Origin of the sequence: Acinetobacter sp. A2 (assembly GCF_048537555.1) — a bacterium.
Taxonomy (GTDB): domain Bacteria; phylum Pseudomonadota; class Gammaproteobacteria; order Pseudomonadales; family Moraxellaceae; genus Acinetobacter.
The window spans coordinates 973,130-993,729 of sequence record NZ_CP183239.1 but is presented as its reverse complement, the minus strand read 5'-3'; the positions used below and the strand labels follow the sequence as shown (position 1 = coordinate 993,729).

The following is a 20,600-nucleotide window of genomic DNA, read 5'->3' as shown; positions in this document are numbered from 1 at the left end:
AAATAAATTGCGTATCAAAACCATCTTTTAATTTAATCGCACAGCAAGCTTGGTTTGTAGTTGCCTCAATACCTAAAATAGCAACCTTTCCACGAGTAATTCCCTGTCCGTACATAGCCATCAAAATAGTATCTTTAGGAAACAATTTAGCTGATGAATTATTTACACCTTCTTTAGTAATAAATTCTTCTGCTGAATGAATCACATTAAAATCAACTAAACTGGTTGTTACCCAAGGAATATCACCATTCCAGTATTCAGGATTGGCTCTACTTGGTGTCCCACCTGAAGTCACTGATGCAATTTCATCTATTTTTGATGTATTCCAATCACCATCAAACTCTTTAAACCGTAACTTAGGCGTTGCCATTACTTCACCTCCGCGAATGGAGAATCAATGCCTAGCTCTTTACAGAAATCTGCAATCACAGCATCGGTTTTTTGACTTTCTACTTCTAAAGCTTGAAGCTGTTTAGCAATTAAATCTAAATCAATCTCAGCTTCGGCTTCAAAGGTATCCACATAACGAGGAATGTTTAAGTTAAAGTCGTTGTCTTTCACTTCCTGCAAAGTGGCAACTTTGGCGTATTTCTCAATATTCTGACGGTTTTCAAAAGCAGCAATAATATTGTCTAAATGCTCAGGCAATAATTTGTTCTGAGTCTTTTGCTTTTCAAACTCATTGCTGGCATCAATAAACAAAATATTGTCTTTATGCTCACGGTCTTTTTTCAGCACCAAAATACAGGTCGGAATACTTGTGCCATAGAAAATATTGGCAGGTAAACCAATGATGGTATCAATCACATTCATCTGCTCAATCAAGTACTGACGAATCACGCCCTCACTTGAACCACGGAACAAAACACCATGGGGCAAGACCACCGCCATGGTGCCGTTGTCATCCAGTTGATACAGCATGTGCTGTACAAACGCCATATCGGCTTTAGAACTTGGCGCCAGTTTGCCATACGCAGCAAAGCGTTCATCTTGTAAAAATAACGGATCGGCAGACCATTTTGCAGAGAATGGCGGATTCGCCACCACCGCATCAAACTTTTTATCTAAATGCTGCGGACGGGTTAAAGTATTTTCCTGCTTAATGTCGAACTTGGCAAAATGCACATCATGCAGAATCATGTTCATACGTGCCAAGTTGTAAGTGGTACGGTTCATCTCCTGACCGTAAATCATATCGACATCTTTCACTTCACGTTTTACCCGTAGCAACAACGAACCTGAACCACAAGTCGGATCATAGACTGAACGTAAACGATCCTTGCCTTGGGTGACAATCTTCGCCAGTAAGGTCGATACCGTTTGTGGCGTATAGAATTCACCAGCTTTCTTGCCCGCGCCTGAGGCAAATTCGCCAATCAGGTACTCGTAGGCATCACCTAGTACATCGGCTTCGGTATTACTAATATCAAAATCAATGTCATCTAAATGACTCAGGACTTTCGCCACCAGTGCATTACGGTCGCTGGCATTATTGCCGAGCTTGGTCGAGTTCAGATCCAGATCTTCAAACAGGTTGGCAAAGTCATCGGCAGAGTCGGTGCCTAAAGTGCTTTGTTCAATCGATTTTAAGGTCGCAGTTAAATCATCTAGAATGAATTCGCCCTGACGACCACGCTCGGCTAAGGTATGGAATAGCTGTTTGGGTGTAAGCGCATAACCGACTTCGGCAATGGCATTCTTTTTAATTTCTTCGATGTAGGGCACATGCTCAGCATTATTTTCATCTAATTCTAAAAAGCTGAGGTCTTCGCCATCTAGCAATTCATTGGCAAAGTTCACCGACTTTTCCGATAAATATTTAAAGAAAATAAAGCCGAGGATGTAATCACGGAATTCATCTGCACCCATCGTGCCACGTAACGTATTGGCAATATTCCAGAGTTGTTTTTGTAGCTGTTGCAGTTGTACGTGGGTCATATTAAAAATCAACCAAAAATCATTATTTTAAGATGACGCTACTTTGCCATATTTGTTCCTTTTTTTTAAGTCATATTACCTATAAATTGATTCAAAGTTCACATTGGTTCGCCCCTAAATATCTTGATTCAAGAGTACAAACCTTTTATAAAAACAAGACGTTTTGCGCCAAGTTCATTCATAGAATGAAGCGTGCGCAGACCGTACGCAGCTAGACATTTTTAGGTACAAGTGCGCACACTGATTATCATATTTTCAACAAGATTATCATTAAAATAAAAATAATATTTATTATTAAAAATCAAATGTTTAATAAAATACAACCTTTTGAAAAACGACTATATCCGTTAAATTCCTACAGGCTTTACGAAGATATATCGTGCGCAAAACTGTGCGCAAAATGGTACGCACTCCAATATTTTTAGATGCTTACGCACACTTACAAATCACTCGTTTTCATTCGTTCATATTTTCAACACCTAAAATAATTAAAAATTAATAATAAAAATCAATATCTTATTAAAATAAGAATACTTTAAGAAATCATTGTACATCTCATAAAAGCTCATCATCTTTTTGTAAAATACACCGTGCGCACGACTGTACGCACCCAAATGGCTATTTTTTTATTTTGCGCACGTTAAATCAAGACCGGTTAGACAACTAGTTCAATGTTCTTTATGAAGTATCTTTACCCTATATATCAATTCACTAATCATTTTTCGCACTAAAACAGTATGTTTTTTAACTATTGATTAATGTTTGATTTCATTGAAATCCGGGAATAAAAAAGCCCTTTTCACAGGGCTTTTTGACTTATTTATTTTGCTCTAACAAAACTTGCTTAATAACTTTCCAACCTGATTCTTCATCTAAGGCTAAAGTGTATTTAAATTTATTGGCAGGAAAATTATTCCCCCCGTCTTTACCGCCATAAATATCATCTGCATAGTTCCAACTAACGATCTCCAACAAACCGTCTTGTGTCTTCTTCATAGAGTTTATAAAACGGTAATTAGTAAAAGATGATCTAGTCGCCCATGCCTTCTCGTTATTATCACCTAAAGCATCATCAGTATTTACTAAAAATGGACGGCTTGTTGAGTATCTTGATACCTCAGAAATATATGCTGACATTGTACCTGAACCACCTTCACATCCTTTATCACCGCTCCAAAGAACATAATAGGTTGAACCTGTATAATCTTCTTTAGGAGGATGAATATTTACAATGTCCTTCAGTTCAACCTTACTTGTTGCACAAGCTACAGCATTAATATACTGATTCATCATTTTCATAATTGCTTGTTTATCTTGAAATTCAGTTGCGAAAGCAGCATTAGAAAAAATCCCTAAAGTTAAAGCAGCAACAATCGTTTTTTTCAGCATTAATTTCCCCTCTAGAATATAAATTATTGCCTCTCATATTAGTTTAATTTTCAATAAATAAGAAAAATATTGATAGATTTTATATGCAACATCGGCAACAAAGGCAACACACCCGCCACACAAACCTTTGCACCGCTGCCTATGTAAAATTAACTCAGGAAACAAAGGCAACAATCCATTCAATGTTGCCCTTGTTGCATCTGTATTATTTATCAGGCAACACATCAAAAGCCTTTATTCATAAGCCTATTGCCCTCGTTGCCTATGTTGCCTTATGAGTTATCTATATTGCAACTAAAGATTAAATCTTTAATGGCGTACACACGGATGGACTGACTTCTATTCGGCAATCGGACAGTTTTGGTTTTCTTATCGGTGTCATGCTCGAGTACATCATGCTCCATCAGTACCTTTGCCACCTTGCGACTGTCATATCCTTTGCAAACTTCATTTTTGAATTGCTCAGGCAATACATAGAAAATCTTTTCATTCTTTTCGATCTTCCAATAGCCGACACGATTCACAACACGTTCGATATTGTCTGCATCAGGTGTAATGGCTTCAAAACGACTGGATTCATTCGCCTCGAAAAATGCTTTCACATGAGCAATGATTTCTCGATTCTCATAATCTCCGACATGCTCAAAACCACTTAACCAATGCTGAAATACTTTAGCAACGGCGTTCAATGCTGTGCCTGTTTGCCATCCTGTAATCTTGGCTTGTGTTGCCATTTCTCCAGCCACTGCCACCACTGCAAAGTAGTTTGCAACTCGACTGATATGCCCTTGAGTATGTTCACCGATTAGACTCTCACGATATTGGTTTAAAAGCTGTTTGGCTTGCTCCATACGCTCAGGTTTATTATTGCTAAGATAATCCAACCATGCTTCACTTGCCACGCCGTAGCAGTCATTCATTCGCTGGCTAAGTTCAATCGCTTGCTTTGCACCATCCTCTGCAAAATCCAAGCAATCAAATACACCATATTGAGATTGATCTATATCAATATCGGCGAGTCTGATTTCCTGTCCTAGCTTGGTCTTTTGACCTTGCTCGAGCATGATTTCTTTCATGCTCTTTTCACCACTGGATAGAAAGATCACTTTCCATTGGTACATGGGCTTGGCTGTAATTTGCTTAGTCATACGACCTTTACCAATGCCATTGGCAAGCATGTAGACTATATTACCAAGCTCTTTTGGATTGGTAATTTCTCCGATTTCGTCCAATACTAAAAAACCGTCATTGTGCATATAGGCTGTATGCTCAAGTGCATTGCCTGTTGCTCTCCATGTACGATAAAACTGTTCAGGATTGCCCCATACAGAACAGGCAAGGTTTAAAGCTGTGCTTTTGCCTTTGGATGAGCCTCCTTTAAAATGAAAACCACATCCCTGTTGTTGTAATGGTCTAAGCAATTGCCCTGCAAACGCTGTACACAAGGCAAAGACTAAAAAGCTGTGTTGCTCCACCAATTGCGCTATTTGGCTTCGCCATTGTTCCAATGTGCCTTTACTTTTATAGCGATTGTCTAAGCCTGTCACCGACTGATAAACAATGTGTTCATTCATCTGCCCATAGTGTTGATGGGGCAATACAAATACATCACCATGCCAACCGACACGATCCACACATAAGGCATATTGCTCGATGGGATAATTCATCAAGTAACACTGGAATAAGTTTCTGCTTCGTTGATCGGATGCAATTCTCACGCCCTGATTGGCTAATGTGGTGCGAAGTTCCTTGCCATCTGTTTGGAAAAGCTCCATTGCCACCGCTTGAGTATGTTTGACCTGTTTATCATCGTGCCATTCGAGCAACACACCCCAATTGTTACTGGCGTTATCTCTCGTTTTGGCTTTGACCAAAATCGGACTACAGATAAAACGTGTATGACTATCTCCCTTACTATCTTCATCCACAAAAAATATGCCGTCCTGTTTGATATGAAAGTATCCTTTCTCCCATTTCATTGGCTTGGCAATATGTCCTTTCGGCAATGTGTATTGCTCAGGCAACAATGCAATCGCATCCTGTAAAAATGCTTCGATTTCCAAAGCATCGTCATCCTGTGATAGTTCGGTCAGATATTCTTTTTCACCTATCAACTGAAATTGATTGAGCAGTCTAAGTTCTGTGTGTTGTTCCAGCTTTTGAAATGAATCAAGCTGTATATGTTCGGCTCTGACTGGCATATATAAGCGCTTATATCCAGCTTTGGATAATTGATTCACCACAGATTGAATCTGCTCAAAATCGAATGCCTTGAGTTCTTTTAATGGCTGTCTGCATAAGTCTTGTAAGATCACCAATACAACGGCGTAACTCGTTTGAGCGATTTTAAAAAATGCTTCCAAACTGTATGTGATTATCACAGGATGATCTTTTTGCAATTCGCCGTAGTAAGCGAATCCTTTTTCCATGCCATCAGGAATAACTTTTACAGGCTGTTGGTTCTGTAACACGGCACATTGCACCAGTTCAAGCTGTGCATTATGTACAGGTAAAATCAAAGGCTGTTCATATTGAATACCGTTTAAATTAACGGTCAGTTCATCTATATAAATGCTTTGTTCAGGACTGCCAAAAAGGTTGATCACAGGATGACGCAAATAAGCGTCATCTTGTGGATTATGTTTTCGGCAATTTGCTAGAATGTCTAAAGGCTGTTCTAAGCTCGGGGCTTCTTGAATTGCAGGGCTTTGTTGCACAAACCTATCTGTAAAGGCTTTTTCAGCGATATAATTTTCAAATGAAGAAGCCTACACACAAAATCTACCGCACAACCAATTGGCCCGCATATAACCGAGCACTCATAAGTCGCGGAAATATTGCCCTTTGGTTTGATCCTGCTACGCAATGGTATGCTCCATCAAAAGGCAAACAAGGGCGAAATCAAACCTACTCCGACGCAGCTATCCAATGCTGCTTAATGATTAAATCCTTATTCCGTCTATCTTTACGTCTGGTCACTGGCTTTGTGCAAAGTCTGATTAAACTTTGCGGATTAAATTGGACCGCACCAGATTACAGTACGCTTTGTAGAAGACAAAAGCATATTGATATTGCAATCAGCTACCAAAAAAGTAGCGATGGGCTGCATCTACTCGTAGACTCTACAGGCATGAAGTTTCTAGGTGAGGGCGAATGGAAACGCAAGAAACATGGAGCTGAATATCGTCGCCAATGGCGTAAACTACATATTGGTATAGATGCCAAAACCCTACAAATACGCGCTATTCAGCTCACAACCAATAATGTCAGTAATTCACAGGTGCTTGGTGATTTACTTAATCAGATTCCACAAGATGAGCAGATTGACTCTGTTTATACCGATGGAGCTTATGACACCAAGCAATGCCGTCAGGTCATTGCAGATCGGCAAGCACATGCGGTGATTCCACCTAGAAAAAATGCGAAACCATGGAAAGATACAAAGAGTAGCTCGCTAGAGCGAAATGAATTACTTCGAACAGTTAAACGTTTAGGCAGGACATTATGGAAAAAATGGTCAGGCTATCATCGCCGCAGTTTGGTGGAAACCAAGATGCATTGCATCAAATTATTAGGCGATAAATTAATGGCAAGAAGCTTTCCTAGTCAGGTGAATGAAATTCATGCACGTGTAGCAGTCCTCAACAGATTTACGGAATTAGGTCGACCACTTACCCAAGTTACGCCTTAAATTTGGCTCAATTAGGGGCGCTTTGCATTTCAAATCTTTGTGCAACAAAGCCGAATTGCAGTCATGTCGCCCCCTTATTCATCATCAAATGGCAACTTCAATTGAAGCTGTTCCATAATGTCCAATATTCTTTGCCGTAGTAAAGGCTTGGCTATTTTTCCTAAAAATTGCAGATTTCGCCCTGCATGACTTGCCCCTTGATCTGCCAACATATATTCCAATGTAGCTTTATTTAATTGTGTATAGAGCGATTGTTCTTCATGGGCAATTTGCTGTGCCATTTCTTCAAATGCTCGAATATACATTTCGACATATTGGTCATTAATACGTCCTCTCGTACGTGAAATTAGAAAAGTGAATCCCTGTTGAGTGATTTTATACATTGGTCGTTTTTGGCCTTTTTGATCGACGTATTCAACCAACGAAAAATTTCTTTGGTTAAATTCGTCCGAACATTTAAAGGAACGAATTTTCTTTAATACATCAAAGTGGCGAATACCAAAATCATGAGCAAACTTGAGGCTAGAAATAGTCGGTTTCATCCTAAAACCTCCTGTTCCGATAATTTCTTTTTTTGTGCTTCATGCCACTGCATGAGTTCAGCATAGTCGATGAAAACTGCCGATTGCTTCGAATCGCCAGTCTTAATTGGTCGTGGAAAATTTGCATCTGTACGAATGATATGCCGTAAGGTTTCACGGCTAATATCTAACAACTCACAGGTTGTTTTAAATTGAATACGGATTGGTTTGATAGTCATAAAAAAGCCCATACATGAAAGGATATGGGCAAGTTTGGGGGATTTTTTTGGTTATTAAAATTTGAGCAAGTACACTTAATATAGATAAAGTCCCACTTACTCTAGATTCTTTTTTCTTCCTGCTAACTTTGCATATGTAGGAGCTATAGATTTAATCCAGCCTTTGATAGACTCCGGTTTATCAGGCAACTCATCTCTATATTCTGAATCGTATAGCGTATTCCAAACTATTTGACACATTTCTCCTGTCTTAATTAGTTCTTCTTTATCATTCTTCCACAAATGCAATGCGATTGCTTTAGCTGATATTTGTGCGTAGTCCTTTGCAGCACTTTTCCCTTTTGGCTTAGAAAAATCATGTTTTTCTTCTAAATCCTTTTGATGAATGCTCTGACTATCACGAACACGTAATTCAGAATTTAATAATCTAAGTAGCTGGTTATACGTTATACAAAGATCTTTTTTTCTGATTATAGGGTGATATATAAAATTACCTTCATCATTTTCAAACTCATAATACTTTTTAGGTCTACTAAAATCCTTTTCACTGATTGATTTAAGCATCGGATAAATAGCCAATATTTTTATTTCATTTATTTCCTTTTCTTCTATATATTTTAAATATCTATGCTTCAGAGTTGTGTAAGATAGAAAATTAGATATATTTTGTGCTTCAGCTTGCAGATTCGTTATATTACAAAAACCAAAATCGTTGGTCTTAGCTTTACCAAAGAGGACTATTTGATGAAGTGAATAATATTCTACTTCCAACAAAGTTCCCCACATCATTTCCGTCTGAATTATATCTTCTGTTATTCTTATTAATTCAAGGTACTTACCACTCTCTTGAGGCAAGGCAATCGGACAGTCAATATCTACTGATACATCAAAATTTCCTAAAAAATATGTATGTAATTTTAAGTCGTATACCAAGGCTATATTTAACAATTTCTGAATGTTGTAACAATCAAAGTCTAACGTCTTATTCAATTCTTGAACTGCGTCTTTTAAACTATAAAATGGTGCAGGATGTTTGATACTATTCATTCTTAGCCTTATTTTACCTACGCATAACCATTAACTAATGGAATCGAATTCAGCACTAGCCTTTCACCCCGTCAGGCTAGGCTTAGTAAACTCAATATAAATGATACTTTGTTATAAGTGTTTATATTTTGGCATTTAATCAGATAAAAAAACCTGGAGGAATCCAGGTTTAACTTCACGAGTAATCTTGTATAGATGAAAGTAATCTACTTAAACACTCTCCACTACATCTCTCTTAATCATTGCTTGTAAGTCTTCAACTGTTAAAGTCTTATCTCTTTTTCTATGCACAACTGCATGACAGTTTGCACATAGCGGCACCAGATCTGTTTCAGGATTCACGATCTTTTCACCAGTTTCAAATAGAGGCTCTACATGATGGATATGAATAAATCCTTTTGCATACTCTCCATAAAATTCTTCAAAATTAAAACCACAGGCAGCACAAGTACACCCATGAATTAAAATTGCTCGCTTCCGAAGCTCCTGGTCTCTCTCATATCTGGTGCCAGTATATGCACTTGATCTACCTTCCACACCTGATTCAAAACTTTGATTATCACTATCAGACAATATCGTTTTCGTTTCCGACACTGGCCCTACAATTGCAAGGCTTAGAATTTCATTATACGTATCTTCATCAATCCGTCTTACACCATCTCTCCAATAGTTTGTTTCCTTACTTTTTGGGATTTTTTCTAAATATTCACCATCTTGTTGAAAATCAATGGCCACTTCAAATGGCCTAAAATTGATAATTTTCGCTAATAACTCTTTACCATTCTTAATGGGAAAAACATCTCCTACTTCAGCAATCCCAAAATAATGTGGAGATTTACTTAAGCGACTTCCCTCAAAACGTTTATCTTTCATTCTGCCTTTGTAGTAAATTACTCTTTCACCAGGTAGCAGTAAATCTCTATACCTTTTAGGAAAATGATAAACCTCTCCTGTTTGGTCATCCCACTGTGAAACATCATTTTCTACAATAACCGTTGGCATACTTATTCCTAATCACAGAGGTGGTCCCACTTGTTTGAACAACTAAAAGCGTATTTATAAGTGATATTCCGCTCTAGTTAAGCCACCTTGTTTTGTTGGGGTAGCTGATCATAGTAAAACTCATTTGGTGTCATTTTGTCTAGACTCGAATGAGGTCGTTTCAGATTATAAAACTCAAAATATGCACTCAATTGCTTTTTCGCATCTGTGACACTGCTATAAGCTTTGAGATAGACCTCTTCATATTTAACGCTCCGCCATAATCGTTCAACCATCACATTATCTACCCATCGACCTTTACCATCCATACTGATTTGAATGCCATTTGATTTCAATACATCAATAAATGCATCACTGGTGAACTGACTGCCTTGGTCTGTATTCAATATTTCAGGTGATCCATATTTTTCAATCGCTTCATTTAAAACCGAAATACAAAAACCCACTTCCATACTAATCGATACCCTATGCGCAAGTACCTTGCGGCTATGCCAATCAATCACAGCACATAAATAAACAAAGCCTTTTGCCATAGGGATATACGTTATATCCGTAGACCACACTTGATTACTGCGCTGAATAGCCAACCCTTTGAGCAGATATGGATATTTACGGTGAGCTTGATTAGCCTGGCTTAAATTTGGTTTGCAATATAACGCCTGAATACCCATTTTCTTCATTAAAGTACGTGTATGACGTCGTCCTATATGATGCCCTTGACGATTCAACAAATCACGCATCATACGACTGCCTGCAAAAGGATATTGCATATGTAATTCATCAATACATCGCATCAGCTTCAGATCTGATGAGCTAACAGGTTTTGGGCGATAATAATAACAACCACGGGAGACTTTCAGCAGCTTAGCTTGCTTAGATACTGAAATCTGAAGTGAGTCGTCGATTAACTTTTGTGGTTGAAGCGGCCCAGTTTCTTCAACACACCTTCTAAAAAATCAATTTCTAATGCCTGCTCACCGATTTTTGCATGTAACTTTTTAAGATCAATGGGGGGTTCTGATGGAGCTTTTGATTGATCGAAAGCTTGCGAGGAAGCTGAGATCAATTGATTTTTCCAGTCAATAATTTGGTTTTGATGAACATCAAATTCAGCACTCAATTCAGCAAGTGTTTTTTCTGCTTTAATCGCAGCAAGTGCTACCTTAGCTTTAAAATCATTTGAATGATTTCTTCTTGGTCTACGTGCCATAAAATACTCCATATATTGATGTTTATAACATCATTTGAGGAGCAGAATATCACTTATAGGAGTTGTTCAAATTTACGGATCCATCTCTCACCACATTTAAAATATTAATCTTCAAGCGCTCATCATTTGCATTTTTTGATGATCAATTGTTATTTCATTAACTTTGCATATTTAAAGTCTATGACATCTTCACTTAATAATTTCTGAGTGAAGTCAAAAGGACTGATATAGCTTTCTTGGTTCGCATCTAAATAATCGCTCCACCAATTCAGCATTGCTTTACGTTCTTCCATATATTCCGCTTGATGGGTATAAGCTAAACGCACTTGGTCACGCTCTTGATGACTCATTTGCTTTTCTACAGCTTCCTTTTGAAACAGCTTACTTTGTACCAACGCCGTACAAGCCATTCCCCTAAAGCCATGTCCACAAACATCCTTTTCTGTGTCATACCCAATACGGCGCAACGTATCATTTACAACCTTGTCACAGATAAAACCTTGAGGGTCGCCGTTTTTAGGAAAAACATGGTTCGTCATTCCGCTATAAACTTTAATATCTTCTAAAATTGAAATAACTTGAGGTGACAAAGGAATAAGATGCTCAGTTTTCATCTTTGCACCACGATCAGAAAAACGCTGCCCTTTAATCAGTTCACGTACTGCTGGAATCGTCCACATTGCATTTTTAAAATCAAACTCTGACCAACGTGCAAAACGAATCTCACTAGATCGAGCAAATACATGTAAAGTAAATGCAGTGCATAACCGTGTTAAAGGATAGCCATTATCTACTTTTAGCCTTTGCAGTAGTTCAGGCAATTGTTCTAAAGGTAATTGGGGATAATGCTTGGTCTTTTTGGTCAGTACAAAAATATCCTTTAAGAAGTATGCAGGATTATCTTCAATCAAACTTCGAGAAATGGCATAAGCGAAAATGGCATTAAAACGCTGGCGTGATTTCTTTAAGACTTCGGTTAAGCCTTTTTCTTCAATTGAACGTAAGACAACAACTAAATCTTTCGACTTCACTTCATCAATCGGTTTATCACCAATTAAAGGAAAGACATAGCTTTCTAAAACACGTAAAGCCTTAATAGAAGTATGTTCAATCCATCTGCCTGTTTTGGTGTATTCCTTGTGCCAATCTCGAGCCACTGCCTCAAAACTAAAAGCATCACTCTTTTTAACTTTTTGAGTGGCTTCATGTTCAATGGGGTCTATGTCCTGAGCAAGCAACTTTTCATATTCACGGCGTTTATCTCTCGCCTGTTTTAAGGTCAAAGATGGAAAATTACCTAAAGTCATTAATCCATCTTTGCCATTGGCTTTTTTATATTTGTAACGCCAAACCTTTGTACCCGATTTTCGGATGTACAAAATTAAGCCACTCCCATCATATAAAGAATAGTCTTTTTCTTTCGGTTTTGCGCCCGAACACTTTGAATCTGTTAGAGGTGTAATCTGCTTAGCCATAGCGAATAAGGATACAAAATTTTGTCGAATCCATTATATCCTTATTTGTATCCTTATTTCTTGCAACTATATTCTGATAAGATAAGGTATATTTTGGCATTCATATTAAATTAAATTGTTATTTTTCAACAACTTTTAACTATATTTTGTTTTATTCTTTTATAAAAGTGGTGCGCTCAGCGGGACTCGAACCCACGCCACAGGCTTCGGAGACCTGTACTCTATCCAGTTGAGCTATGAGCGCGCGCTGCACATCATAACAAAAAATTGCTCAAGGTAAAGCAACTATATATAAGTTGAACAATTTTATGCTTATGCTTTAAGCAATGTTCCAAAGTTGCAACATAGAATTCCATGCTGCTCACTTGGTTTATTGCGCAAGATCGCTCACAATAGTTGCTCTATTCCTCAAGTGAGAATTTCATGACTGATGCATTGACGTTAAGGGACGTATCGAAAACCTATCGAAATGGCTTCCAAGCACTTAAGGGCATTAATTTGAGCGTACCTGAGGGTGAGTTTTACGCCCTACTTGGGCCAAATGGTGCAGGTAAATCTACAACCATTAGCATCATCAGTTCTCTCACCAAAAAAACTTCAGGCACAGTAGAAATTTTTGGTCATGATCTAGATACACAGCCATCGCAAGCCAAGCAGTGTTTGGGTGTTGTTCCGCAGGAATTTAACTTTGGTCAGTTTGAAAAAACCTTTGATATTTTAGTTACTCAAGCAGGTTACTACGGTATTCCAAAAAAGATCGCAGAACAACGTGCAGAAGAATATTTAGAAAAACTTGGGCTTTGGGATAAACGCGCCACTCAAGCCCGCATGTTATCGGGTGGGATGAAACGCCGCTTGATGATTGCACGTGCCATGATGCATGAACCGAAATTACTGATTTTAGATGAACCAACTGCAGGTGTTGACATCGAATTACGTCGTTCTATGTGGGATTTTCTCACGGAGATGAATGATAAAGGCACCTCTATCATTCTGACCACACACTATTTAGAAGAAGCAGAAATGCTGTGTCGTCGCATTGCGATTATTGACCGTGGTGTGATTAAAGAAGACACCTCTATGAAAAACTTCCTCAATCAACTGAATGAAGAATCTTTTATTTTTGATTTGGCTGAACCCATTCAACCGATTGAACTGGACATCATTGGGGTTCGCTTTAATCTAATCGATGCTGTGACTTTAGAAGTCACGATGGATAAAGCCCATAGCCTGAACGATTTGTTCCAACTGTTAGAAGCACAAGGTATTCGGGTGCGCAGTATGCGAAACAAGTCGAACCGTCTAGAAGAGTTATTTGTCAAAATGGTCGAAAAGAATTTAGATGGAGCTGCGCAATGAATTTTACCCAACTGCGTATTGCACTCTACACCTTAGTTCATAAAGAAATTCGTCGTTTTATGCGGATTTGGCCGCAAACCTTATTACCACCTGCCATCACCATGAGTTTGTACTTCGTAATCTTTGGTAATTTGGTTGGCTCACGTATTGGTGAAATGGGCGGCTTTAGCTATATGCAATTTATTGTGCCTGGCTTAATTATGATGGCTGTCATCACCAACAGTTATGCCAACGTATCTTCAAGTTTTTTTAGTGCAAAATTCCAAAAAAGCATTGAAGAGCTGATTATGAGTCCTGTACCTTTACATGCCATTTTATGGGGCTATGTATTGGGTGGCGTCTGCCGTGGTGTATTGGTCGGCATTATTGTGACAGCAATGAGCCTTTTCTTTACAGACCTTTATATTACCAATTGGTTCGTGACTATTTATACTGTTTTAATCACCTCCTTTTTGTTTTCTTTAGGTGGCTTTATTAATGCAGTCTATGCCAAATCTTTTGATGATATTTCCATTATTCCAACGTTTGTTTTAACACCCCTGACGTATTTAGGCGGTGTGTTCTATGCAATTAGCGCTCTCAGTCCATTTTGGCAAAACTTATCTTTAATTAACCCAGTCGTGTATATGGTCAATGCGTTCCGTTACGGCATTCTAGGTCATAGCGATGTAAACGTGACGATTTCACTCACAGTGATTACACTATGCTGTGCCGCGCTGTATGGCATCGCCTATCATTTACTTTCTCGTGGCTCAGGAATGCGTGAATAATGAGTGTTGAACAATCTCTCCTTGGTAAAGACACCAACTACCCAACCGAATATCAACCCGATATTTTATTCCCTATTTCACGTGCGGCTGCACGTGAAAAATATGCTGACGTTGAAGGCATCCAACTCGGTCAGGACTGGTGGCACGTTTTTGAAATTTCTTGGCTAAATGCTGAAGGTGTCCCTCAGGTTGCGATTGGTCGTATTAGCTTACCTGCATCCTCGCCTAACCTGATTGAATCTAAATCGCTAAAGCTTTACTTCAACAGTATGAACTTTACCCGTTTTCAATCTCCTGCCAATTTTATTGAAACGGTAGAGCATGATTTAACTGCAGCAGCAGAAGCACCAGTTACGCTAACGCTATTTCAGGTTGATGATTTAGCCATCAGTCAGCCTGAGGGCATTTGCATAGATCAACTTAGTCCTGAACGCTTGGAGCAACATCCTGATCCAAGCTTATTACAGTTTGATTTAGAACAGGCAGAAGATGTAGAGGTACAACTTTACTCTCATTTATTGCGCAGTAATTGCCCAGTCACTGGACAACCTGACTGGGGTACAGTTTTTATCCGTTATCAAGGCAAAAAACCTTGTTATCGCAGTATTTTGGCTTATATTATTTCATATCGTCAGCATAATGGTTTTCACGAACAATGCGTGGAACAAATGTTTGCAGATATTTGGCAAAAATTTGCACCAGAAAAGTTGATGGTATATGCAACCTATACACGTCGTGGTGGTTTAGACATTAACCCATGTCGTGTATCGGACTTAACATGGATGCCTCGCCCTATTCGTTTAGCGCGACAATAAAAACATTGAGGTTTTACAATGCCATTTTTTGGATTTATTCCATCTGCAGAATTATTAAATACAATTGAAACTGCACAACAGAAAAAAAATTCAAGTGAACCGCTGTACCCGCTTCGTGACAAAACAGCACTCATGATTAATGATGAAATCATTGATGCAATTTTAACGGAGTTGGTACGCCGTTTTCCTGCCAGTGATAAGCGTGACACTGCCGAAAAACTTGCGGGTTATATCAAATCTACCGTTGCGGTATTGCTTAAACAATTATTAAGCAAAGCACCAAATGATGTCGTCAAACAATCGATTGAATTTTCTGAGCGTAGTAGCTTTAAAGATGCGGCAGGCAATGCACGCATCGGAGAAACACTAGATGCGAGTTTGGTGACCAGCCTTAAACACAACTATGCCGAAATTCAAGCAGGCAATGAAGTCAATAAAGCGGCTTTAACTGAACTGTATAAACAGTTCGCAGAAGCGACAGTACGTCACTTTATGAGCGACTTTAATAAAACCTTAGATTTAGGCATGATTAAACGTAAAGCTGCAGATATCGGTGCTGCTGCGGTAATTAAAGCTGTTCATATTGCTGTTGATAAAATCATTCCAAATCTTAACAAAGAAGAGCTGATGGTATTAGCGGAATATCACGACACTTTATTCCATCCTTAATATAGATACGTACATACATCTTAATCATGTAATGAACTGACAAAATGCCTGATTTCGATCAGGCATTTTTATTCGGAGAATAAATACTGTCAAATCTGTCCGTTTTTAGACAATTGCAGCAAGTTTTTGTGATGCGTTTTAACTTTGTTACAAATCCTGCGCGCTTTTTACACATTCTTTGTCTATTTTTGTATAAGTTTTTACAAAGCAAGCGCGCTTGAATGCTATCTTAGCCGCTGACTTCGCTTTAGCGCTTTAAGGTCAATCTAAGACCTCTTCTTCTATATAAGTACAAACTTATTTACTGCATATAAATAAGTTGTGCAAATCATCAATTTGGAATTTTGCCCAATATGTTCAAACTTGATTTTTATAACAAACTAAAACGTGTTTCTTTACTGATCGGTGCATTTTCTATCACCAGTTTCTGTCAGGCCAATGATTTTCAGCAACATCCGTCTTATGCCAGTTTTAAACAAAAAACGATGCAAACTTATGGCTTGAGCGAAGCGCAAGTTGACTGGGCAATGAATGGTTCTAAAAATTTACCCAATATCATCAATATTATGAACCGTCCAGGCGAAAGTAAGCCTTGGTATGCCTATAAAACGAATTTCCTTGCAGAAAGCACTATTCAGCGTGGTGTACGTTTTAAACAGCAGTATGCAGATACACTCAATCGTGCTGAGCAGCAGTTTGGTGTGCCACAAGCCATCATATTAGGTATATTGGGCGTAGAAACAGGCTTTGGCAGCAATAAAGGTTCATTTATTACTCGTGATGCTTTAGCAACGTTAGGTTTTGGCTACGAACGTCGTGCTGAATACTTCAAAGATGAACTCGCTGCACTCATTGCATGGTCATATAAAGATGGTATTCCAACCTCTTCTGTGGTCGGCTCTTATGCAGGTGCAGTCGGCTACCCTCAATTCATGCCAAGCAACATTCCAAAATTTGGGGTGGATTATGATGGCAACGGTCATATCGACCTTCGTAATTCAGCAGTAGATGCGATTGGCTCAATTGCAAATTACTTGGCACAGCATGGCTGGCAGCGAAATCAACCCATTGCATTTGCAGCACGTTATACAGGTAACAATCCTGACAGCGTGATTGCCAAAGATTTAACCTTACCTACACCTTATGGTGTCTTAAAATCACAAGGCATCGCACCGCTGAATCCTATTGTACAAATAGATGATCTGGATTTGGTGAATGTCATTCAATTGCAAGAGAATTATGGGCCAATTTACTATATTACTTACCCAAATTTTCAGGTGATTACGACCTATAACCGCAGCCGTATGTATGCAACTGCGTTATGGTTACTCGGTACTGAAATTGCCAGCCGATAAACCCCACACCCAAACCAAACAAGTAAAGTCAAGAAATATTTTTAACAATTTGATCACAAAATCATCTTTTTAAATATATTGTTACAATATTGATTATTTTTTAATCAAACAAAGTTGTTTTTTGGTACTTTTTGTCATTATTTTCGTATAAAGACTAGACACCTTTGGTAAGGGATGAATATTATCCATTTCGTCAAATGTAGTCAAAAAAGTGAAATTACAGACAGGATTACCACTATTTCAATCAGTTAAGAGCGAAATAAGTTAAAAATTCTGTCTTCAGGAGTTCAAACCATGCATAGTTCACTTAAATACTTACTTGCACTTTCTGCAGCTGTTGCCCTAAGTCAGTCGCAAGCTGAAATGGTGCAATCATCATTCAATAATGATAATGAGTCATCTAGCCTTGCTGCACGTGTACTCAATAAAGAAGCTCAAAGTTTTAATTCACATTTCTCAAATTTAAACAGCCTTTCAATCACCGAACGTTCAGGCGACCAAATTCGTCGTCAAACGATTGCAGCGAAAATTGAAATTCCTGCAGAAGAGCCTTCAGTGATTGAGAAGTTAAACACTGTGGCTTCAAATACTGTACGTAAATTTAGCCAAACAGGTATGGCGTCTTGGTATGGTCGTCAATTCCACGGTCGTAAAACTGCAAGCGGTGAAACATTCGATATGAATGCAATGACCGCAGCACACCGTAGCCTACCGCTCAACTGTTATATTCGCGTGACCAATAAAAACAACGGCAAAAGCGTTGTTGTAAAAGTAAATGACCGTGGTCCGTTCCATGGCAACCGTGTACTTGATCTTTCTTACGGCGCTGCGAAGCAATTGGGTATTACCAATGCAGGCGTAGGTAAAGTGAGTATTGAGCGTGTTGAAGGTCCTAACTCTTAAAACTTCGCTTTACTCCTGAACATTTGACAAAAAAAGCCACTTTATGTGGCTTTTTTAACATCTAAGCTTTTTGCCCTTAAATCTTAGAGCAAAATATAGATCTACCCCCTTATTCACCACGCTATACTTTTGACCGCTGCATCGTTCTACGCTATATTTTATTCAGTCTAAAAATAACAATGAATCGTTTTCTACAGGAGTAGTGCATGAAGACTGTAACAGAGTGGTTTGATGAGTATAGTGAAAGCCATCAAAATAAAACCAATAAACTTATTCATTGGGTATGCGTACCCACAATCTTTTTTTCAATTGTGGGTATTCTGGCGCATTTTAGCGCGCTACTCACCACGTTGCTGTTAGTCCTCAGTTTTATTTTTTATGCGCGACTCGATTTAGTTTTAGCTGTCGCCATGGCGGCACTCATGCTGGTGATGGCATGGTTAATTTATATTTTACCTGTAGGTTCTGGTTTCTATATTGCCTTGTTTGTTCTGGCTTGGATTGGCCAGTTTTATGGACATAAAGTAGAAGGTAAAAAGCCTTCATTCTTTAAAGACGTCCAATTCCTTCTCATTGGCCCAATTTGGTGCATGGATGCATATTTAGGTAAAATCCTACCTTCTTGGCAAACACGGCAAAAAACGAGCGATTTGCGCGTTTAAACGCTATATCCAATTAGAATAATCGGAAGAACCTTTATTGATAGGTTCTTCCTTGGTGTTTTAACCATCCACTCACATGCTTATCGGCTGGGTCATGATGCGTCCAATGAATTACCCCACCCTTGTCTGAATATTCATATTCACCAAAAAACTCAACCTTATCGTCTTTTTGAATATTGGCTATACGAGGCGCCAAATCAATATTGTGTGCCACTAAAAGTGTTTGTTCATTGCTAAGTTTCAAGATAAATTTTTGATGACGTGAACCCTCATTATCATCAGGTAAAATTGCAATTACCCGACCACTAGCACGAACTTGCACATCACGCTGTTTTAGCCGAAATGCTCGCTCAATCTTGGCAACATCATCTGACCCATTTTCATGCTTAAAAGGTGTTTGAGCATCCTTAGATGGAGTAGATTTTGTGCTTTCACTTGAAATGGATGCGTCATGGCGTGTTTCAGTTTGAAACTGCTGTAAATCTATGCCAAAAAATGCTGCAATTAAAATAACAATAATTGCACCAACACCTAAATTCTTTTTATTTGCCATATTGTCATCACACTTTTAGTCTAGTTTGCATTTCGATATTTATACCCGAACACCGCTCATAAAAAAGCCCCAAATAAACTTGGGGCTTTTTTACAAAATATTTTACGACAGTAAAATTATTTCGCAGCAGCTTGAGCAGCAGCAACTTCTTCAGCGAAGCTCATTTCTGCTTTCTTCTCAATACCTTCACCCACTTCAAAACGAACGAATTGAGCAACTGTAGTACCTGTTGCTTTTAATACTTCAGCAACTTTCTTCTCGTTGTCAATTACGTACATTTGACGATCAAGCGCAACTTCGTTCAAGTATTTTTCTACTGAACCAGTTACCATCTTCTCTACGATGTTTGCAGGCTTACCAGATTCGATTGCTTTCGCTTCTGCAATTTCTTTCTCTTTTGCGATAAGATCAGCAGGAACTTGCTCAGCAGTAACAGCAACTGGGTTGAATGCAGCAACGTGCATTGCAATGCCTTTACCAGTCGCAGCATCACCTGTATAAGAAACAACAACACCAATTTTTAGACCGTGCTTGTATACAGCAAGGTTTTCACCTTCAACGATTTGTGCACGACGTACTTGGATGTTTTCACCAATTTTTTGAACAAGGGCAATACGTGTTTCTTCAACAGTTGCGCCATCTTCAAGTTTAAGCTCAGCAATTTTAGCAGCATCAGTTTCGTTTGCAGCCAATGCAGCAGCAGCAACTTTTGCAGAGAAACCAGCAAAGTTTTCGTCTTTAGCAACGAAGTCAGTTTGGCAGTTTACTTCTAAAAGAATTGCTTTGTTGCCTTCTTGAACGATAGTGATTGCACCGTCAGCAGCAATGTTGCCTGCTTTTTTAGCAGCTTTTGCTTGACCAGATTTACGAAGGTTGTCAATCGCTAATTCGATGTCACCGCCTGCTTCTGTCAATGCTTTTTTACATTCCATCATTGCTAGACCAGTACGATCACGCAATTCTTTAACCATGCTTGCTGTAACTGCAGTCATGTTAATCTCC

General features: G+C 38.6%; 19 protein-coding genes, 1 tRNA gene and 1 pseudogene. 8 read left to right on the top strand and 13 right to left on the bottom strand.

Annotated features, from left to right (window positions below; translation table 11 throughout):
- Positions 1 to 217: 217 nt before the first annotated feature.
- The 4 genes and pseudogenes from ACNS8M_RS04650 to ACNS8M_RS04635 form a co-directional block, all read right to left on the bottom strand.
- A pseudogene (locus ACNS8M_RS04650) lies at positions 218 to 370 on the bottom strand (restriction endonuclease subunit S); the annotation flags it as partial.
- The gene (locus ACNS8M_RS04645; RefSeq protein WP_419225223.1) at positions 370 to 1,938 is read right to left on the bottom strand and encodes a type I restriction-modification system subunit M; all 1,569 of its coding nucleotides are present in this window, start codon (positions 1,936 to 1,938) and stop codon (positions 370 to 372) included. The gene ACNS8M_RS04645 and the pseudogene ACNS8M_RS04650, both read right to left, overlap by 1 nt.
- A gap of 816 nt (positions 1,939 to 2,754) precedes the next feature.
- A complete protein-coding gene (locus tag ACNS8M_RS04640) occupies positions 2,755 to 3,327 on the bottom strand; it encodes a hypothetical protein (RefSeq protein WP_086199858.1) in 573 nt (190 codons plus the stop codon).
- Positions 3,328 to 3,599: 272 nt separating this feature from the next.
- Complete coding sequence (locus ACNS8M_RS04635) at positions 3,600 to 6,044, bottom strand: DUF927 domain-containing protein (RefSeq protein ID WP_419225222.1); 2,445 nt, start codon at positions 6,042 to 6,044, stop codon at positions 3,600 to 3,602.
- A gap of 41 nt (positions 6,045 to 6,085) precedes the next feature.
- Here ACNS8M_RS04635 and ACNS8M_RS04630 point away from each other — a divergent pair, with 41 nt between their 5' ends.
- Positions 6,086 to 7,018 (top strand): IS5-like element IS17 family transposase, encoded by a 933-nt coding sequence (locus tag ACNS8M_RS04630; protein ID WP_419225221.1) that lies wholly within the window; start codon positions 6,086 to 6,088, stop codon positions 7,016 to 7,018.
- A 74-nt stretch (positions 7,019 to 7,092) separates the two neighbouring features.
- Here the strand turns inward: ACNS8M_RS04630 and ACNS8M_RS04625 are convergent, their stop codons facing one another.
- The 7 genes from ACNS8M_RS04625 to ACNS8M_RS04595 form a co-directional block, all read right to left on the bottom strand.
- The gene (locus tag ACNS8M_RS04625) at positions 7,093 to 7,560 is read right to left on the bottom strand and encodes a Rha family transcriptional regulator (protein ID WP_144724583.1); all 468 of its coding nucleotides are present in this window, start codon (positions 7,558 to 7,560) and stop codon (positions 7,093 to 7,095) included.
- Entirely contained in the window at positions 7,557 to 7,778 is a 222-nt protein-coding gene (locus tag ACNS8M_RS04620) for a transcriptional regulator (protein WP_144724582.1), read from the bottom strand. The genes ACNS8M_RS04625 and ACNS8M_RS04620 overlap by 4 nt, the downstream gene beginning before the upstream one ends.
- A gap of 96 nt (positions 7,779 to 7,874) precedes the next feature.
- Positions 7,875 to 8,825 carry a hypothetical protein gene (locus tag ACNS8M_RS04615; RefSeq protein ID WP_144724581.1) on the bottom strand — a complete coding sequence of 317 codons (951 nt, stop codon included), beginning with the start codon at positions 8,823 to 8,825 and terminating at the stop codon, positions 7,875 to 7,877.
- A 210-nt stretch (positions 8,826 to 9,035) separates the two neighbouring features.
- Complete coding sequence (locus ACNS8M_RS04610) at positions 9,036 to 9,827, bottom strand: restriction endonuclease (protein WP_419225220.1); 792 nt, start codon at positions 9,825 to 9,827, stop codon at positions 9,036 to 9,038.
- A 77-nt stretch (positions 9,828 to 9,904) separates the two neighbouring features.
- A protein-coding gene (locus ACNS8M_RS04605; RefSeq protein WP_180062549.1) for an IS3-like element ISAba14 family transposase occupies positions 9,905 to 11,049 on the bottom strand; the annotation gives its coding sequence in 2 pieces (ribosomal slippage) (positions 9,905 to 10,785 and positions 10,785 to 11,049; 1,146 coding nt in all).
- A gap of 137 nt (positions 11,050 to 11,186) precedes the next feature.
- Entirely contained in the window at positions 11,187 to 12,512 is a 1,326-nt protein-coding gene (locus ACNS8M_RS04600) for a tyrosine-type recombinase/integrase (RefSeq protein ID WP_419225219.1), read from the bottom strand.
- A 168-nt stretch (positions 12,513 to 12,680) separates the two neighbouring features.
- Positions 12,681 to 12,756, bottom strand: a tRNA-Arg gene (locus ACNS8M_RS04595).
- A gap of 179 nt (positions 12,757 to 12,935) precedes the next feature.
- Between ACNS8M_RS04595 and ACNS8M_RS04590 the strand changes: the two genes are divergently transcribed.
- From ACNS8M_RS04590 to ACNS8M_RS04560, 7 genes are all read left to right on the top strand, one after another.
- A complete protein-coding gene (locus ACNS8M_RS04590; RefSeq protein WP_168418075.1) occupies positions 12,936 to 13,871 on the top strand; it encodes an ABC transporter ATP-binding protein in 936 nt (311 codons plus the stop codon).
- Positions 13,868 to 14,641 (top strand): ABC transporter permease, encoded by a 774-nt coding sequence (locus ACNS8M_RS04585; RefSeq protein ID WP_168418074.1) that lies wholly within the window; start codon positions 13,868 to 13,870, stop codon positions 14,639 to 14,641. Before ACNS8M_RS04590 ends, ACNS8M_RS04585 begins: the two co-directional genes overlap by 4 nt.
- On the top strand, positions 14,641 to 15,456 hold the full coding sequence (queF, locus tag ACNS8M_RS04580; protein WP_168418073.1) for an NADPH-dependent 7-cyano-7-deazaguanine reductase QueF: 816 nt from the start codon (positions 14,641 to 14,643) through the stop codon (positions 15,454 to 15,456). Before ACNS8M_RS04585 ends, queF begins: the two co-directional genes overlap by 1 nt.
- Positions 15,457 to 15,474: 18 nt before the next feature.
- Positions 15,475 to 16,125 carry a hypothetical protein gene (locus ACNS8M_RS04575; protein WP_168461179.1) on the top strand — a complete coding sequence of 217 codons (651 nt, stop codon included), beginning with the start codon at positions 15,475 to 15,477 and terminating at the stop codon, positions 16,123 to 16,125.
- Between the two features lie 353 nt (positions 16,126 to 16,478).
- Complete coding sequence (gene mltB, locus ACNS8M_RS04570) at positions 16,479 to 17,480, top strand: lytic murein transglycosylase B (RefSeq protein WP_168418071.1); 1,002 nt, start codon at positions 16,479 to 16,481, stop codon at positions 17,478 to 17,480.
- A gap of 294 nt (positions 17,481 to 17,774) precedes the next feature.
- Complete coding sequence (locus ACNS8M_RS04565) at positions 17,775 to 18,383, top strand: septal ring lytic transglycosylase RlpA family protein (protein WP_168418070.1); 609 nt, start codon at positions 17,775 to 17,777, stop codon at positions 18,381 to 18,383.
- 206 nt (positions 18,384 to 18,589) lie between these two features.
- Positions 18,590 to 19,045 carry a DUF962 domain-containing protein gene (locus ACNS8M_RS04560; RefSeq protein WP_168461181.1) on the top strand — a complete coding sequence of 152 codons (456 nt, stop codon included), beginning with the start codon at positions 18,590 to 18,592 and terminating at the stop codon, positions 19,043 to 19,045.
- A gap of 34 nt (positions 19,046 to 19,079) precedes the next feature.
- Here the strand turns inward: ACNS8M_RS04560 and ACNS8M_RS04555 are convergent, their stop codons facing one another.
- Together ACNS8M_RS04555 and tsf are read right to left on the bottom strand one after the other, a co-directional pair.
- On the bottom strand, positions 19,080 to 19,598 hold the full coding sequence (locus ACNS8M_RS04555; protein WP_168418068.1) for a DUF3465 domain-containing protein: 519 nt from the start codon (positions 19,596 to 19,598) through the stop codon (positions 19,080 to 19,082).
- Positions 19,599 to 19,714: 116 nt separating this feature from the next.
- On the bottom strand, positions 19,715 to 20,590 hold the full coding sequence (gene tsf / locus ACNS8M_RS04550) for a translation elongation factor Ts (protein WP_168461185.1): 876 nt from the start codon (positions 20,588 to 20,590) through the stop codon (positions 19,715 to 19,717).
- Positions 20,591 to 20,600: the final 10 nt, after the last annotated feature.